The organism is Mesorhizobium sp. P2_B5, from assembly GCF_056404775.1.
The window spans coordinates 32,898-48,307 of the sequence record NZ_JBFUDJ010000011.1; the positions used below are offsets into that span (position 1 = coordinate 32,898).

Sequence of the window (15,410 nt, forward strand, 5' to 3'; positions counted from 1 at the left end):
CGCCACGTCAGCTTGAAGCTTTCCGCATCGCATGTCGCTTGGCTCCAGGCCGGCGACGTGCGCGGCGCGCAGATCGAACCGATGTGCAAGGTGGCTCTCCGCACAGAGGCTCGACTGCGCGCCAACAGCCGGGCCGGGAACGGGCTCAGATCCGCAAGCCGAACCTGATGCCGTCATAGATGGCGGCGTGGATGTTGCGCGAGGCGACGGCATCGCCGATGCGCAACAGCACGAAGCTGCCCTGCGGGTTGCGCTGCGGAAAAATGTCGCCGCCGCCGACGAGCCGCTCGTAGTCGATCGCGCCACCGTTTTTCGACAGCGGCTTCAGCGCCAGATAGAGATCGTCGAGGGGGGCGGTGCCATGCTCGACCACGACCTGGTCGACCCGCCTTTCGCCGCGCCAGCCATCGGCAAAATCGGAGGCCAATTCGGCGACCAGCTGGTTGCCGTCGCGCTGCACCGAGCGCAGCCTGGTGTTGATGGTGATGGTGACGCCCTTTTCCTGGAAGGCGCGCATATAGGGCACGTGGTTCATGCCGCCCATTTCCGGGGCGAAGAACCGCTCCGGCGAAACCAGTTCCAGCTTTGACCCGGCATTGGCGATCAGTTCCGCTGCGCCCATGCCCTGGTGGCCGCCATTGTCGTCAAAGAGCAGCACGTTCTCGGCGGGCTTGACGCTGCCGGCCATGATGTCCCAGCTCGACGTGACGAGATTGTCGCCCGCTGTCAGCGGCGGGTTTTGCGGCAGGCCGCCGGTGGCGATCACCACCACGTCGGGCGACAGCGCCAGCACATCGTCCTGCTCGGCCCATGTATCGTAGCGGATCTCGACGCCGAGCCGGTCGAGTTCGGCCAGCCGCCAGTCGATGATGCCGATCAGCTCCTTGCGGCGCGGGTTCTGCGTCGCCAGCCGAACCTGCCCGCCGGCCTGAGCGGAGGCTTCGAGCACCGTGACGTCATGGCCGCGTTCGGCCATGACGCGGGCAGCCTCCAGCCCACCTGCCCCCGCGCCGACGACGACGACTTTCCGCCTGGGACCTTCGGTCTTGACGATGATGTGTGGAATTTCGGCCTCGCGGCCGGTCGCGGCATTGTGGACGCACAGCGCCTCGCCGCCTTCATAGATGCGGTCGAGGCAATAGGTGGCGCCGACGCAAGGGCGGATCTCGTGCTCGCGGCCTTCCATGACCTTCCTGATGATGTGCGGATCGGCGATGTGGGCGCGGGTCATGCCTACCATGTCGAGTTTTCCCGTCGCGATGGCATGGCGCGCGGTGGCGACATCGGAAATGCGCGCCGCGTGGAAGGTCGGGAATTTCGTCGCCGCCCTCACCTCGCCGGCGAAATCGAGATGCGGCGAAGACCGCATACCGGTCACCGGGATGACCTTGGTCAGTGCCGCATCGGTCTCGATCGAGCCGCGGATGATGTTGAGGAAGTCGACCTTGCCGGAGCCAGCGAGCCGCCTGGCGATCTCGATGCCCTCCGCTTTCGACAGGCCCTTTTCAAAATCCTCGTCGGCGACCATGCGGATGCCGACGACGAATTTTTCGCCGACCGCAGCCCGCACCGCATCCAGCACCATGTCGGTGAAGCGCAGCCGGTTGTCGAGCGAACCGCCGAACTCGTCGTCGCGGTGGTTGGTGGCCGGTGACCAGAAACCGTCCATCAGATGGCCGTAGGATTCGAACTCGATGCCGTCGAGGCCGGCCGCCTGGCAGCGCTGGGCCGCCGACGCATAGTCGGCGACGATGCGCTCGATGTCCCAGTCCTCGATGGTTTTTGGAAAAGCGCGATGCGCCGGCTCGCGCACCGGCGAAGCTGACAGCACCGGCAGCCAGTCGGCCTTGTTCCAACCGGTGCGGCGGCCAAGGTGGGTGATCTGGATCATCACCTTGCAATCATGCTCGTGGCATGCGTCCGCCAGTTCGGCCAGCCACGGCACGATGCGGTCGTCATAGACATGCAGATTGCCGAAGGCGGCCGGGCTGTCGCGCGAGACGATGGCCGAGCCGGCGGTCATGGTCAGCGCCATGCCGCCCTTGGCCTTTTCGGCATGGTAGAGCCGATAGCGCTGTTTCGGCATGCCGTCCTCGGAATAGGCCGGCTCATGGCTGGTAGACATCACCCGGTTCTTCAGCGTCAGGTGCTTGAGCTGATAGGGCTGGAGAAGCGGATCGTTGGAGGTCATCGTCTTCCTGCATTTTCATTTTGTGTCGGAGCAGCATGCGCTGCTCCAGTTCTTATTTTAAGCATCGGATCTATCCGAAAACCGCTGCACATTTTTCGGTCCGATGCTAATGAGCGCGGAAAATCCAAGGACAACCGCTTATGATCGATACAAAAACCCTTACCCAGCTCGGCGCGCACGTCGAGACGCCACAGAGCCCTGAAACTGCGGTCCTCGAAACCGTGCCGTTCCAGCGCGGCGACGGGCCACCGGCGATCGTGCGCTTCACCTGTCCGGAATTCACCTCGCTCTGCCCGGTCACCGGCCAGCCGGACTTTGCCCATATCGTCATCGACTACGCACCCGATGCCGCCCTGGTGGAATCGAAGTCGCTCAAACTGTTCATGACCTCGTTTCGCAACCATGGCGCTTTCCATGAAGACTGCACGGTGATGATCGGCCGCCGCATTGTGGCGGCGACCAAGCCGCTGTGGTTGCGCATAGGCGGCTATTGGTATCCGCGCGGCGGCATTCCGATCGATGTCTTCTGGCAGACGGGGGCGCCGCCTGAAGGCGCCTGGCTGCCCGACACCGGTGTTGCCCCCTATCGCGGCCGAGGCTGAACGGGCGTCAGCCATTGGCGGCGCCGGTCCGGCACAGCTTCGTTGCGAGGAACGGAAGGACCACATCGCGATAGCGCGGCTGGTCGTAGCGCAAGAGGTCGACATGGCCTGCCCCTTCGAACCAGACCAATTCAGAGCCGACGGCAGCATTCTGCAGCGCCAGCACCTGCCCGCGATCGATGAAGGGATCGATGCTGCCGGCGAGCAACATCAGCGGTTCACCGATCTTGCCGAGGCGGTCGACCGGCTTGGCGTTGTCGGCGCTCAAGCCGAGACGGAGCGGCATCTGCGCCAAAAGCACATCGGCCTGGAACCCGCGCCAGAAGTGGAAAGGCATGCGCCATGCCGTTGTCTCGCGCAAACTCGCATAGAGCTGCTCCAGCACATAGGCATCGGCAGGCGCTTGCTGTGCTGCGAAGACAAAGGCAGCGGCGCCCAGTGACGAGCCGACAGCGCCAAGCCTCTCGCCGGGAAAACGTTGCCTGGCAAAGGCAATGATGCGGGCGGCGTCCTGCCCTTCTGTGTAGCCAAAGCCCTGGATGGCGCCGCCGCTCTCGCCGTGCCCCGACAGGTCGAACAGGACGATGGAATAGCCGGCATCGAACAATAGTTTCGCTCGTTGAACCAGGGCCAGCCTGTTGGCGCCGCGCCCATGCAGCAGGACGATCGAGCCGCAACTGCCTTTTCGATCTGCCACCCAGCCGACAAGCTCGGGCGCGCCGGCTTGGTCGAGTACGACGCGCGCAACCGGCAGGTCACCCGGCTCCGCCAGAGCTTGCCGGAGCTCGCGGGCGATCAGCATGGTGCCGATGTGCCAGTAGACGACGCAGGCGGCAGCGCCGAGCCCGACCAGCACGATCGCGAGCAAAACGCGAAGCGTCATTGCCGCTCACCCCGGCTCATTCGCACTGATACTGGCTGAGCGCCCATTCGCCGGTCACCGAGAGCAGGTCGGATATCTTCCAGGCGCCGTCGACCTTCTTCAGTTTCCACTCCAGCCGATGCTGATTGCCTTCGACGACGAAGGCGACCACCACCTTGGCCTGATCGCCATTGACGGCCTCGATACTCTTCAGGCTCTTGTCGATTGCAAGCTTGTCGTAATCGGCATTGTCGAGCGCCATGTTGGGGTCGAGACATTCGCCCTGCCCCGATGCCCGCAGCGCATCGCTCTTGTCGAGCACGGTCTTGGCCGGATCGACGAAGTTCTTGCGCTCGGTCGGATCGAGCTCCAGCCCGAGATGTTCGTAGAACGGCTTGACGACTGCCGTCGGCGAGCCCGGCAGGACGGGCGCTGCTGGCTCGGATGGCGGCCATGCCAGGGGTGGCGTTGTCGGCTCCACCGCAACCCCGGGTGGATTTGCAGGCGGTGCGCCGCCCGGCACTGTCTCAGCCGGGGCATTTGCGGGTGGCGGACCCAGCAGCCCTTGAGCGGCGGCGCTGCTCATACCCACCGCCAGCAGGCACAGAGTAGGCAGCGCCAAGGCGAGACGGCGGAACACTGGATCACTCCGGCGCTTTGTCGGGCATGCATTCGAGCGCGCTCAGCGTCCAGTTGCTGGTCTTCGAAGTGATGTCGGCGATCTTCCATTTGCCGTCGATTTTCTTCAACGACCACAGCATTTCGCGTTTGGACTCATCGCCTTCCGCAAAAAGGCTGAACGTCGCCGTCACCTCGGCTGTATCGCCGTTGACGGACTCGGCCAGCTTCAATGTCTTGGCAATCGTCTTCTGGTCGAAATCCTGGGCGTCGAGGCCGGGATCGAAGTCGAGGCAGGCGACCTCATCAGGCTTGTTCTTCTGCGCCTGGTCGTTGAGATCGAAGAGTTTCGTCACCGGCTCGGTGAAGCGGTCGCGGTATTTGGCGTCCCCTTCGAATTTCACTTCAGGCACATAAAAGAACTTCACGGCGTTCGAAGCCGGCCCGGCCGCGGCTGCGGCGGGCAAGGCCATCCAAAGGGCAGCGGCCAGCACTATCGGTCTCATGCAGGAATCTCCGGATGTTTGGCGGCAAGGTGGCAATACCACACATCCTGCATATCGGCTTTTTTGCGGCTCATGAAGTCCTGGTGTGTGCCGTCTCAGCCGTCCAGCCAGACGTTTTGCAGGTCCATCTCGAAGGTCTGGTGGACGCCGTAGTTCTTCACCTTCTTGTTCATGTGGCTGTAGAGCTTCTGCCAGAACGGCTGAATGATCACACCGGAATCCTGCAAGATCTGCTCGACATCCTTCATCACCTCGCGCCGTTTCTCGACATCGATCAGCGACAGCGCCTGCTTCAGCTTGGCATCGAAGTCCGGGTTGGAATAGGCCGATTCATTCCAGGCTTCGCCAGTGCGGTAGCCAAGCGCCAGCACCTGGACGCCGAGCGGGCGCATGTACCAAATGGTCATCGAGTATGGGTATTTCGTCCAGTCGTTCCAGAAGGTCGAGCCCGGCAGCACGGTGCGCTTCACCTTGATGCCGGCGTCGCGCAGCTGTCCGGCAATCGCGTCGCCGGTATTCTTCTGCCAATCGTCCTCGACGGTGATCAGCTCGTGCTCGAAATCGGCTTGGCCGGCATCGGCCATCAGCTTCTTGGCGCCGGCGGCGTCGCGCGCCTTCTTGGGCAGCGCAAAATACTCCGGATGGATCGGGCTGACATGGTGATTCTCACCGACGGTGCCGCGCCCGGCATAGCCGAGTTCCAGCACCGCCTGGTTGTCGACCGCCATCTGCAGCGCGTTGCGCACACGCTGGTCGTCATAGGGCTTGTGGGTGACGTTGGTGCGGGCAACCAGCGTGGTCGCCGTTGCGACCTCAGACTTCTGCAGCCCCATCTTGTCGAGGATATCGATGAAGTCAGCCGGCGATTCGAAGTTGAGGTCGATCTCGCCGGATTCGAATGCGTTCACGGAAGCGTTGAAGTCGGTGCCGTAGTCGATGAATTCGACGCTATCGAGCGGCGCTTCGCCGCCCCACCATTTGCCGTTCTCGCGGCGCTTGACCACCGCTTTCTGGCCGACATCGTAAGACACCAATTCGAAGGGCCCGGTGCCAATCGGCTTCTTGACCGGATCGGCGCCGTCGGCATCGAAATTGCGGTGGACGACGAGCGCGGGATAGTCGGTGAGGTTGGGGATCAGCGAAATGTCGGGCGCTCCGAGCGTCAGCTTGACCGAGAAGTCGTCGACCTTGGTGATTGCGCCGTCCCTCGCCTTGCCCGACTTTTCATCGATCAGCCCGCCGACGCGCGCGGCCATGGAATTGCCGGCGACGGCCTTCTCGCACCAGCGGGTCACGTTGAAGACCACGTCATCGGCGTTGAAGGCATCGCCATTGTTCCAGGTGATGCCCTTGCGCACATGCAGCGTGTATTCGGTGGCGTCGTCATTGACGTCCCAGCTTTCGAGCAGCACCGGCTCGAAGGTGAATTCCCTGGTGTAGCGGACCAGCGGCTCCAGCCAGCAGCGTGAAATATTGGCGAGCTCCACCCAGTCATAGGTGCGTGGATCTTTCTGCGCCTTGACCGACATCGATATATGCAGCGTGCCGCCCTTCTTCGGCTCCTCGGCAAAGGCCTGTCCCGGCGCGGCGAGGCCGATCATGCCGTAGGCCAGCGCCGTCGAGGCGCCGAACGCACTTGCCAGCGCCAGGAATTCGCGCCGGTCCACACGGCCCGCACGCGTCTCTTGCGCCATCGTCTCGATGGTATCAGGCACGCGATCGCCGTTGCTCCTGAAAAGTGCCATGTCTTTCTCCCTTGCGGTTCCCGTCGGGTCTTTGCCCGTTATCGATTGACGTTGTTTCCTGTCAGCTGACGCTGTCCGGCAGCCTCTCCTCGCGCTGCGCGATAAATTCCCTGAGGCCCTCGGCGACGCCCTCATCCAGCTTCGGCTCCTCATAGTCGGCGAGCATGTTGCGAGCTTTCTCGCGGCCGCGCGTGTCGTGGTCCTTCGCGCCTTCGGCCTTCCACTGTTCGTAGGAGTTGAAGTCCATGATGGTGGGCATGAAGAAGGCGGACTCGAAATGCTCGAGCGTATGTTGGGTGCCAAGGAAATGACCCTGCGGCCCGACCTCACGGATCGCAGCCATCGCCTCCTTGAAATCGTCGAACGGCAGGCCGCCGGCATATTTGTACCAGCCGACAAGTTGCTCGCAGTCGGTGGCGAATTTCGAATAGCCGCACGTGAGCCCCGCCTCGAGCCAGCCGGCGGAATGCCAGATGTAATTGGCGCCGGCGAGGATCGCGGCATGCATCAGCATGTTGGATTCGTAGCCTGCCTGGGCGTCGTTGAGCTTGGAGCCGACATGGAAGCCGGAGGTGCGCCAGGGCAATTTGTATTTCCGCGCCAGCGCGCCCATCAGATACATCATCTGTGCCGCTTCCGGCGTGCCGCCCATCGGCGCGCCGGTCTTCATGTCGACGGTCACCATGAACTGGCCGTAGATCTGCGGCGAACCCGGCCGCAGCAGCTGGGTGAAGGCGACGCCGGCCAGTGCTTCGGCATTGACCTGCGCCACCGCGCCGACGGCGGACGCCGAGGTCGAGGCGCCGCACAGCGCAAAGGGCGCCAGGATCAACGGCTGGTTGCTGCGCGCATAAACCTTCATCGCGTCCAGCATGGTGGCGTCCCACACCAGCGGCGAATTGCAGTTGGTGATCGACACCAGCACGGGATTGTCGCGGACAAACTCCTCGCCAAAGACGATGCCCGCCATCGCCATCGTGTCCTCGGCGCGTTCCTTAGAGGTGACGATGCCCATGAACGGCTTGTCGGAATGCTTCAGCGCCGAATGGATGATGTGCAGATGACGCTTCGGGACCGCAATTTCCATCGGCTCGCAGATGACCGAGCTCGACGAGTGCAGCGCCGGCGCCATATAGGCTAGCTTGTGAAAATTGTTGAGGTCGGCGAGCGAGCCGTAGCGCCTGTTGTTGTCGAGGTCGCGCACGTAGGGTGCGCCATACATCGGCACGAAAATGCAGTTCTTGCCGCCGACGCGCACGGTGCGCTCGGGATTGCGCGCATTGAGGGTGAATTCCGGCGGGACCTTCGAGACCAGTTCCATCAACAGGCCGCGGTCGATGCGGACACGTGTCTCGGACACATCGGCGCCGGCCGCCTTCCACATGGCGATCGCCTCGTCGTCGCGGAATTCGCAACCGACCTCTTCGAGGATGGCGAGCGACTCCTGGTGGATAAGCTCCACCGCCTCGTCCGGGACCATCTGATAGGTGGGGATCTCGCGGACCAGCGTCGGGAACGAGGTGACGGGGGCGCTCCTCAGCGCCTTGCGTCCAAGGCGGCCGCCACCACGGCGGTGGGTTTGCTCGGTCAGTTCAGCGGCCGGTGCGTTCATGGAACCTCCCTTGCGTCTTCTCCAGCCACGTTAGCGAGATGAAATATGGATGTGACGCTGGAAAATCCTGATCGCTTGTATAAGCTCAGCTTATGCGAAGCCTGCGCCACCTCCTGCCCTCGGCCGGCAGCCTGATCGTCTTCGAGGCGGCGGGCCGGCTGTCGAGCTTCACCGCCGCCGGGCGTGAGCTCGGTATGACGCAGGCCGCCGTCTCCTATGCGGTGCGCGGGCTGGAGGAGCAGCTTGGCGCCCAGCTGTTCCAGCGCCGTCACCGCCAGGTCATCCTGACGGAAGCCGGCGGGCGTTTCCATGCCGATGTCTCGCTGGGGCTATCGCACATCCGCAAGTCGGCGGAGGATCTGCGCCTGCAGGTGACCGGCGGTCACGTCACGCTGGCGGCGTCGACCGCCTTCGGCTCGTTCTGGATGATGCCGCGCCTGCAGCAGTTCCGCGATGAACTGCCGGGCATTGATCTCAGAATCCAGACCGCCGACCGCGACCTCGACATCATCGCAGAGGGCATTCCACTTGCCGTGCGCGGCGGCGAACCGCGCGACTGGGCCGATTATCATTCGCTGCCGCTGGCCGACGAGGAAATCTTCCCGGTCGTTGGCGCCAGCTATCTCGCGAAGTTCGGCATGCCGAAAACCGTCGAGGAACTGGCCACGCACCGGCTGATCCACCTCGAGGAACCCTACCGCGAGGCGGCAAGCTGGGACGAATGGTTCCAGTCGGCCGGCGGCAGCCTCGGCGACACCGCACGCGGCCTGCGCATCAACGATTACGGCCTGGTGATCCAGGGCGTCATGGAGGGCCAGGGCATCGCGCTCGGCTGGCGGCATCTGGCCGAACGGCTGCTGGCAACAGGCCTGCTGGTGCCGGTGACGGATCACGTGCTGAAGACCGGCAAGGCGTTCTATGTGGTCTGGCCGAAGAACCGCGAATTGAGCGAGAATGCGCGCAAGGTCAGGGACTGGCTGGCTGCGCAGGCTTGAGTTCGGCGCACACATGAGGGCGGCGTTCCTGCACACCCCCTCTGTCCTGCCGGACATCTCCCCCGCAAGGGGGAGATCGGATATCGCCTCGACCTTCGCCAATTTTCAACGTCGAAAGGCTGGCGGAAGCGGTGCAGCTGCCAATCTCCCTCCTTGCGGGGGAAATGGCCGGCAGGCCAGAGGGGGGGCTGTCCCGCTGGCGTCTCCGATGTTCGGCATGCACTGAATGCTTCCGCACACCCCTCGAATCCGCCTATAGTGCCCCATGCCCATTCGCCAGCTTTCCGAAACGATGATCAACCAGATCGCCGCCGGCGAAGTCATCGAGCGTCCGGCGAGCGTGGTGAAGGAACTGGTCGAAAACGCGCTCGACGCCGGCGCCTCCCGCGTCGAGATCGTCACCGCTGGCGGCGGACTGAATCTGATCCGCGTCACCGACGACGGCTCAGGCATCCCCCAACCGGAGCTGTCGCTGGCGATCGCGCGCCATTGCACCTCCAAGCTAGCCGACAACATCCACGACATCCGCTCGCTCGGTTTTCGCGGCGAGGCGCTGCCGTCGATCGGCTCGGTGGCGCGGCTGTCGATCCGCTCGCGCACGGCCACCGGCGACGCTGCCGCCGAGATCGGCATCGAAGGCGGCCGGGTTTCGGCGGTCAAACCGGCGGCGGCCAACCGAGGCACCACGGTCGAGGTGCGCGACCTGTTCTTCGCCACGCCCGCCCGGCTCAAATTCATGAAGGGCGAGAGGGCGGAAAGCTCGGCCACCAGCGACGTGGTCAAGCGCATTGCCATCGCCTTCCCCGCCGTGCGCTTCACGCTCGCCGGCTCCGACCGCTCGACGCTGGAATTGCCAGCCACCGACGACAGCGCGGAAGGCAGCCTGCGCCGCGTCGCCCAGGTGATGGGCGCCGAGTTCCCCGACAATTCCATCGCCATCGATGCCAGCCGTGACGGCGTGCATCTGACCGGCCATGTCTCGATCCCCTCCTTCACCCGCGCCAACGCGCTGCAGCAATATGCCTATGTCAACGGCCGGCCGGTGCGCGACAAGCTGATCGCCGGCGCCATCCGCGGCGCCTTTGCCGATGTGCTGCCGCGCGACCGGCACGCGGTCACCGTGCTGTTCCTGACGCTCGATCCGGCGACCGTCGATGTCAACGTCCATCCGGCCAAGGCCGATGTGCGCTTCCGCGATCCCGGCCTGGTGCGCGGGCTGATCGTCGGCGCCATTCGCGAGGCGCTGGCCAATGCCGGCATCCGCGCCGCCACATCGGGCGCTGCCGGCATGATGGCGGCGTTCCGGCCGGGCGCTGCGTCCTATGCCCATGCCGGCCCGGCCAACGGCCACCGCAGCTATGACGCGGCCTACCGGCCGTCTGGCTCCGGCGGCTTCGACCCATCGCGCTCGCCACAGCGACCGCTGGATATGGGTCACGGCGAAGCAAGGGCGCAACGAAACGGCTTTGCTGACAACGACCAGGCGGCGTTCGATGCCGGGCCGCTTGCCAGCGCCGATGCGCGTGCCGGCTCAGCCGACGCGGCCGAGACGCTGCTCGGCACGGCGCTGGGTGCGGCCCGCGCGCAGGTACACGAGAACTACATCGTCGCGCAAACCAGGGATTCGCTTGTCATCGTCGACCAGCACGCGGCGCATGAACGGCTGGTCTACGAAGCACTGAAGAATGCGCTGCATTCCCGCGCCGTGCCCTCGCAAATGCTGCTCTTGCCTGAAATCGTCGACCTGCCGGAAGAGGACGCCGAGCGCCTGGCCCTGCATTCCGAGACGCTGGCCCGCTTCGGCCTCGGCATAGAGCGCTTCGGCCCCGGCGCGGTGGCGGTGCGCGAGACGCCGTCGATGCTGGGCGAAACCAATGTCCAGCAACTGGTGCGCGACCTCGCCGACGAGATCGTCGACAATGACACGGTCGAGACGCTGAAGGAGCGCCTGGACAAGATTGCGGCGACCATGGCCTGCCATGGCTCGGTGCGCTCCGGCCGCCTGCTCAAACCCGAAGAGATGAACGCGCTGCTGCGCCAGATGGAGGCGACGCCGGGATCCGGCACATGCAACCATGGCCGCCCGACCTATATCGAGCTCAAGCTCGCCGATATCGAGCGGCTGTTCGGGCGGCGATAGGCCCGTGAGTGGCGAGACGACGCTCCGGTTCCAGTTCGAAGCCGAGGTGATCTACTGGCGGGGCCCTTCGCCATACTTCTTCGCGCCAATCCCCGAGCAGTATGGCGAAGAGATCAAAAAGGTGGCGAAGTTCGCGACCTATGGCTGGGGGGTGATACCTGTCGAGGCCACCATCAATGGCGTCACGTTCGGCACATCGCTGTTTCCCAAGGACGGCAGCTATCTTTTGCCGTTGAAGGATGACGTCCGGCGCAAGTGCAATCTAACGGCAGGCGATTCGATTTCCGCTTCCGTGGCGATACACCTTCGCGGACGATAATGATGCCGCCTGTGGGCGATGATGTTGACAGGCGTTCACTTCTTCAGGCGATACTTCTTGGTCTTGCGGTCAGAGACATACTCCTCCTCATACCCGGCGCGGCCGTCGTAGAAATTCACGGATATGATGTCCTTGCCGCGTTCTGTCTGCTTCTGCACGTTCCAGTAGATGGGTGTCATCAGCATGCCCGCATTGCAAAGGTCGCCGCCGAATTTGATGGTCTGTATGGCCTCCTTCCGCTTCTTGTTGATGACCTGCATTTTCGTCATGCAGATCCCGTTGTCGGTTTTCGTGTAGATCCCGGCAAACCGGTCGGTGGCCGTCTGCGCCCAGAAGGGAATCTCGACGGTTCCTTCGACCTTCCCCTCGCCGGTGTCGTCCAGGCCCGCGACCTTCCTGAGATTGACGGGGAATTTATCGGCGCCCTTGCTCCAGCTGCCCGTCAAGACACCGTCACCAAGCTCGAGAGAAAACGGGCATCCAGCGGTATCAAGGCCCGTTTTTTTGCCCATGACGATGACGCGCTCGAACTCCTCGTCATCCGCAATCGCGCAAAGCGCAAGGCCGGCGCCACTGGCTTTGCCGTAGAGCGCGATCGGACTTTGCTTCGCGTCATAGAAGTAGCTGCCCTGGACAGTGATGCCGCTGCCGAAACTGTAGGTCTGCAAGGAGAGATGGACGGGATCGGGACCGATGGAACCTTCGTAGTTTTCCACGTGATACCAACCAGCCGTGGCCTTGCCGCTGAGCAGCAGCAAGCAAAAAACGGCCGATACGAACTGCCTGACCATCCCGACCCCCCCGTGTGAATTTCAACTCACCATAGCCAGCCGGTGGGGTCATGTCTGCACCGCAGCGACAGCCGGCCGTCTCGTGAGCTGTGAAACTCCGGAACGGCTCTCATTTTGATTCGGGAAAAGCGTCCAACCCTCTGATCTAGCGCTTCAAATTCACCACGATGACACCGCCAAGCGCCAGCGCACCGCCGACGATGCCGAGCAGCGTCGGCACTTCGCCGAGCCAGAAGAAGCCGATCAGGGCCGACATCGGCGAGACCAGATAGAGGAAGTTTGAAGCGCGGGCGGCCGGCAGACGCGACAGAGCGGTTGCCCAGGCGCCATAGGCGATCAGGCTGGGCACGATGCCAAGAAAGATCACGGCGCCGATCCCGGCTGTATTGGCGACCGCTGCCTGCGCAAAGCCGCTTGGCAGAAAGGGCGCTAAACAAAGTGCGCCAAGGATCATGTTCGAGGCCGAGATGGTTAGCGGGTGATGGCGGGCAAAAAGCGGCTTTTGAACGATTGTGTTGACGGCCGAGCACAGCGCGGAACCAAGAACCAGCAGCGCACCGGTGTCGAAGTGCAAGCCATTCCCGTCGGCCACGGCGATGATGCCGATACCGGCGAAAGAAATCGCCGTGCCGAACCAGGCCCACCCTGAGAAGCGTTCGCCCAGCAATGCCATTGCCATGATGGCGGTAAAGATTGGGCTGACATTGATGATGAAGCCGGCCGCACCTGCCGATACGGTCAGTTCGCCGTAGTTGAGCATGACCGTGTAGAGCGCGACGAAAATCGCGCCGCCAAAGGCGAGCCGCCACACTTCGTCGAGCCGCGGCAGCGCCGGGCGCTTGACGGCAAGGAAGATCGCCGCCGGTACCGCGGCGATGGCAAAGCGCAGCGCACCGAGTTCCAGCGGCCCGAAGGCGGCGAGGCCGGCGCGGATCGCGGGAAAGGCGGACGCCCAGCCGACCACCGTCAGCGCCACGGCGATGGCTGCCGTGGCGTCCATCCGCTGTGTCGGATTCGACGTGCTGGTCGTTGCGCTCATCTCACTGTCCTCCGTGTTCTTGGGTCTCGAAAGCCAGAAAGCGCCTTTTCGACGCCGTTGACAAACGATCAAATCGAGGATCACCTGTGACTATGGATCACAGCTCAGACACAATGATGCCGCTCGAGACTCTGCGCGCCTTCGATGCGGCGGCGCGCACCGGGAGCTTTTCGGCCGCCGCCGAGAAGCTCAACATCACGCATGGCGCCGTCAGCCGGCAAATCGCCAAGCTGGAGGACTGGCTGGGCCTGAAAGTGTTCGACCGCGGCGCGCGCGGCGTCTCGCTGACCATCGAGGGCAACCGTCTGCATCTGCGCACGGCGGAAGCCTTTGCGCTGATCTCCAGCCATTCCGACCGTTGGGTCGAGCCGCGCGGCACCGCCGTGGTGCGGCTGACCTCGATCCCCTCGGTCAGCGGGCTGTGGCTGATGCCGCGCATGGCGGCGCTTGAGAACAATCCCAGCAAGCTGCGTATTGTGCTCGACGTCGACATCCGCCAGGCCGACCTTGCCGATGAAGGCATCGACCTGTCGATCCGCTGCGGGCGCGGCGGCATTCCGGGCCGGATCTCGGTGCAGCTGTTCGAGGAATACGTCTTTCCCGTCGCCGCACCTGGCCTTGCCCGCGAGATCGGCCGTGGCGACCCTGCCCGGCTGCTCAAATTTCCGCTGATCAACGATTCCGACGCATCGGGCTGGCGCGCCTGGTTTGCCGCTCATGGCATGGATTACCGCCCGCGCCCGCAGGACCGCCGCTTCGAGGACTACAATCTGGTGCTCGATGCCGCCGCTTATGGGCTCGGCATCGCGCTGGCGCGGCCGCCATTGACCGGGCAACAGCTGGAGGCGGGCCGCATCGTCGCTGTCGATGAACGCACGGCGCTGAACCCGGTGTCATACTGGCTCGACCGGCCGCTGGGGCGGCCGCGTGCTGCTGCCGCCGAACTTTCACGCCGCATCGCCGTCGAGGCGGGGCTGGCGATGGAAAAGATGGAAGCGTTCCTCGAAGCCGAACGCTAGCGACGATCGTTCGGTGCTCAGCGAAGCACCAGCAGGACGAACCCGATAATCGCGACAGCCAAAAACCCGGTCCCCACCGCCATCAGCCCGATACGCATCTCTTGCTGGCTTTCGGGCTGGACTGCGCCATTCGATCGAGGCGTCGCCTGCCCTCGTTTCGCCGCTGCATTGGTTGCGGAGGCACGAGACTGCGGCGAAACTTCAGGGACGAGAAAGGCAAGCCATGGCAGGCCTGCGGGTTTCGCGGCAGCGCCATCGTCGGTCCTTGGCGGCAACGCCGGCAAACCATGCTGTGCGTCGTCGTTTGCCGGTGCTGCCGCCACGGCCCGTATCGGCCGCCCCGCAGCATCTGGCGCCCCGGCGCCTGGTTCGGCAATTGCCAGATAGGCCTGCAGGATTTCGGCAGATCCTGTCTGCTGCGCCTTGGCAGGGGTGGCGGACAACTGGGCCTGCAGCGCTGGCACCGCCGCCGGCTGCAATGGAGCACCGGATGGCGCCGGCGGTTGCGCCAGCGCCTTGACAAGGCCCGTTTTCGCCGGGTCGGCGTTCGCCGACGGCACCGCCGCCAATACCATGGCTTCGCGCAGCAGAGCGGTCAGGCGGGCCGATGAAATGTCCATGCCGGTCCCATGAGAATGGTTTGCGGCGCGACAATAGAGCCTCAGCATTGCGTCAAGCTTGACCTTGCCGGCAATTTATGGCGATGAAATCAGCATGAACTCTGGCACCACCCGATGATGAACCGTTTCGAAGGCCCTGGCGGCAAGGAAGCCCGGATCCGCTATCTCGACGGCGATTTCCAGGTCACCAGCCCCGGCGCATTCGTGCGCTGCGCGGTGACCGGCGAGAGCATCCCGCTGGACGAGCTGAAATACTGGAGCGTCGCCAGGCAGGAACCCTATGTCAGCGCCGCCGCCTCGCTGCGCCGCGAGATCGAAACGCATCCGGAACTGCGCAGCCGGCGCTGACGC

At 64.0% G+C, this 15,410-nt stretch carries 15 protein-coding genes; 6 read left to right on the forward strand and 9 right to left on the reverse strand.

The window, feature by feature from the left end:
* Positions 1–145: 145 nt before the first annotated feature.
* Complete coding sequence (locus AC1D1N_RS26370; protein WP_477351965.1) at positions 146–2,191, reverse strand: oxidoreductase; 2,046 nt, start codon at positions 2,189–2,191, stop codon at positions 146–148.
* A 140-nt stretch (positions 2,192–2,331) separates the two neighbouring features.
* Here AC1D1N_RS26370 and queF point away from each other — a divergent pair, with 140 nt between their 5' ends.
* Positions 2,332–2,793 (forward strand): preQ(1) synthase, encoded by a 462-nt coding sequence (queF, locus tag AC1D1N_RS26375; RefSeq protein ID WP_112564976.1) that lies wholly within the window; start codon positions 2,332–2,334, stop codon positions 2,791–2,793.
* A 7-nt stretch (positions 2,794–2,800) separates the two neighbouring features.
* Here the strand turns inward: queF and AC1D1N_RS26380 are convergent, their stop codons facing one another.
* The 5 genes from AC1D1N_RS26380 to AC1D1N_RS26400 form a co-directional block, all read right to left on the reverse strand.
* The gene (locus AC1D1N_RS26380; RefSeq protein ID WP_477351967.1) at positions 2,801–3,676 is read right to left on the reverse strand and encodes an alpha/beta hydrolase; all 876 of its coding nucleotides are present in this window, start codon (positions 3,674–3,676) and stop codon (positions 2,801–2,803) included.
* Positions 3,677–3,692: 16 nt separating this feature from the next.
* Positions 3,693–4,295, reverse strand: a complete 603-nt coding sequence (locus tag AC1D1N_RS26385; protein ID WP_436259519.1) for a YqhG/Tai3 family protein — start codon at positions 4,293–4,295, stop codon at positions 3,693–3,695.
* A gap of 4 nt (positions 4,296–4,299) precedes the next feature.
* On the reverse strand, positions 4,300–4,779 hold the full coding sequence (locus AC1D1N_RS26390) for a DUF3828 domain-containing protein (protein ID WP_112564970.1): 480 nt from the start codon (positions 4,777–4,779) through the stop codon (positions 4,300–4,302).
* Between the two features lie 95 nt (positions 4,780–4,874).
* Positions 4,875–6,524: an ABC transporter substrate-binding protein gene (locus AC1D1N_RS26395; RefSeq protein ID WP_477351969.1), complete on the reverse strand. Its 1,650-nt coding sequence runs from the start codon at positions 6,522–6,524 to the stop codon at positions 4,875–4,877.
* 61 nt (positions 6,525–6,585) lie between these two features.
* Positions 6,586–8,136, reverse strand: a complete 1,551-nt coding sequence (locus tag AC1D1N_RS26400) for a trimethylamine methyltransferase family protein (RefSeq protein WP_477351971.1) — start codon at positions 8,134–8,136, stop codon at positions 6,586–6,588.
* A 92-nt stretch (positions 8,137–8,228) separates the two neighbouring features.
* On the opposite strand from AC1D1N_RS26400, the gene AC1D1N_RS26405 reads away from it, so the two are divergent.
* The 3 genes from AC1D1N_RS26405 (at position 8,229) to AC1D1N_RS26415 (ending at position 11,590) form a co-directional block, all read left to right on the forward strand.
* Positions 8,229–9,131 (forward strand): LysR substrate-binding domain-containing protein, encoded by a 903-nt coding sequence (locus AC1D1N_RS26405; RefSeq protein ID WP_477351973.1) that lies wholly within the window; start codon positions 8,229–8,231, stop codon positions 9,129–9,131.
* A gap of 265 nt (positions 9,132–9,396) precedes the next feature.
* Positions 9,397–11,271, forward strand: a complete 1,875-nt coding sequence (mutL, locus tag AC1D1N_RS26410) for a DNA mismatch repair endonuclease MutL (RefSeq protein WP_477351975.1) — start codon at positions 9,397–9,399, stop codon at positions 11,269–11,271.
* 4 nt (positions 11,272–11,275) lie between these two features.
* Entirely contained in the window at positions 11,276–11,590 is a 315-nt protein-coding gene (locus AC1D1N_RS26415; protein ID WP_436259513.1) for a DUF1905 domain-containing protein, read from the forward strand.
* Positions 11,591–11,625: 35 nt separating this feature from the next.
* Here the strand turns inward: AC1D1N_RS26415 and AC1D1N_RS26420 are convergent, their stop codons facing one another.
* Positions 11,626–12,381 (reverse strand): hypothetical protein, encoded by a 756-nt coding sequence (locus AC1D1N_RS26420; protein ID WP_477351977.1) that lies wholly within the window; start codon positions 12,379–12,381, stop codon positions 11,626–11,628.
* A 145-nt stretch (positions 12,382–12,526) separates the two neighbouring features.
* Positions 12,527–13,420, reverse strand: a complete 894-nt coding sequence (locus AC1D1N_RS26425; protein ID WP_436259511.1) for a DMT family transporter — start codon at positions 13,418–13,420, stop codon at positions 12,527–12,529.
* A 92-nt stretch (positions 13,421–13,512) separates the two neighbouring features.
* Here AC1D1N_RS26425 and AC1D1N_RS26430 point away from each other — a divergent pair, with 92 nt between their 5' ends.
* Positions 13,513–14,439 (forward strand): LysR family transcriptional regulator, encoded by a 927-nt coding sequence (locus tag AC1D1N_RS26430; protein WP_477351979.1) that lies wholly within the window; start codon positions 13,513–13,515, stop codon positions 14,437–14,439.
* 17 nt (positions 14,440–14,456) lie between these two features.
* Here AC1D1N_RS26430 and AC1D1N_RS26435 read toward each other — a convergent pair whose 3' ends face one another.
* Positions 14,457–15,059: a hypothetical protein gene (locus tag AC1D1N_RS26435; protein WP_436259509.1), complete on the reverse strand. Its 603-nt coding sequence runs from the start codon at positions 15,057–15,059 to the stop codon at positions 14,457–14,459.
* A gap of 114 nt (positions 15,060–15,173) precedes the next feature.
* Between AC1D1N_RS26435 and AC1D1N_RS26440 the strand changes: the two genes are divergently transcribed.
* Positions 15,174–15,407 carry a DUF2093 domain-containing protein gene (locus AC1D1N_RS26440; protein WP_112564953.1) on the forward strand — a complete coding sequence of 78 codons (234 nt, stop codon included), beginning with the start codon at positions 15,174–15,176 and terminating at the stop codon, positions 15,405–15,407.
* Positions 15,408–15,410: the final 3 nt, after the last annotated feature.

What these genes read in the sequence shown, in the direction of transcription:
- AC1D1N_RS26370 (WP_477351965.1), bottom strand. Translation starts at nt 2,191, where the DNA reads ATGACCTCCAACGATCCGCTTCTCCAGCCCTATCAGCTCAAGCACCTG.
- queF (WP_112564976.1), top strand. Translation starts at nt 2,332, where the DNA reads ATGATCGATACAAAAACCCTTACCCAGCTCGGCGCGCACGTCGAGACG.
- AC1D1N_RS26380 (WP_477351967.1), bottom strand. Translation starts at nt 3,676, where the DNA reads ATGACGCTTCGCGTTTTGCTCGCGATCGTGCTGGTCGGGCTCGGCGCT.
- AC1D1N_RS26390 (WP_112564970.1), bottom strand. Translation starts at nt 4,779, where the DNA reads ATGAGACCGATAGTGCTGGCCGCTGCCCTTTGGATGGCCTTGCCCGCC.
- AC1D1N_RS26395 (WP_477351969.1), bottom strand. Translation starts at nt 6,524, where the DNA reads ATGGCACTTTTCAGGAGCAACGGCGATCGCGTGCCTGATACCATCGAG.
- AC1D1N_RS26400 (WP_477351971.1), bottom strand. Translation starts at nt 8,136, where the DNA reads ATGAACGCACCGGCCGCTGAACTGACCGAGCAAACCCACCGCCGTGGT.
- AC1D1N_RS26405 (WP_477351973.1), top strand. Translation starts at nt 8,229, where the DNA reads ATGCGAAGCCTGCGCCACCTCCTGCCCTCGGCCGGCAGCCTGATCGTC.
- mutL (WP_477351975.1), top strand. Translation starts at nt 9,397, where the DNA reads ATGCCCATTCGCCAGCTTTCCGAAACGATGATCAACCAGATCGCCGCC.
- AC1D1N_RS26420 (WP_477351977.1), bottom strand. Translation starts at nt 12,381, where the DNA reads ATGGTCAGGCAGTTCGTATCGGCCGTTTTTTGCTTGCTGCTGCTCAGC.
- AC1D1N_RS26425 (WP_436259511.1), bottom strand. Translation starts at nt 13,420, where the DNA reads ATGAGCGCAACGACCAGCACGTCGAATCCGACACAGCGGATGGACGCC.
- AC1D1N_RS26430 (WP_477351979.1), top strand. Translation starts at nt 13,513, where the DNA reads ATGGATCACAGCTCAGACACAATGATGCCGCTCGAGACTCTGCGCGCC.
- AC1D1N_RS26435 (WP_436259509.1), bottom strand. Translation starts at nt 15,059, where the DNA reads ATGGACATTTCATCGGCCCGCCTGACCGCTCTGCTGCGCGAAGCCATG.
- AC1D1N_RS26440 (WP_112564953.1), top strand. Translation starts at nt 15,174, where the DNA reads ATGATGAACCGTTTCGAAGGCCCTGGCGGCAAGGAAGCCCGGATCCGC.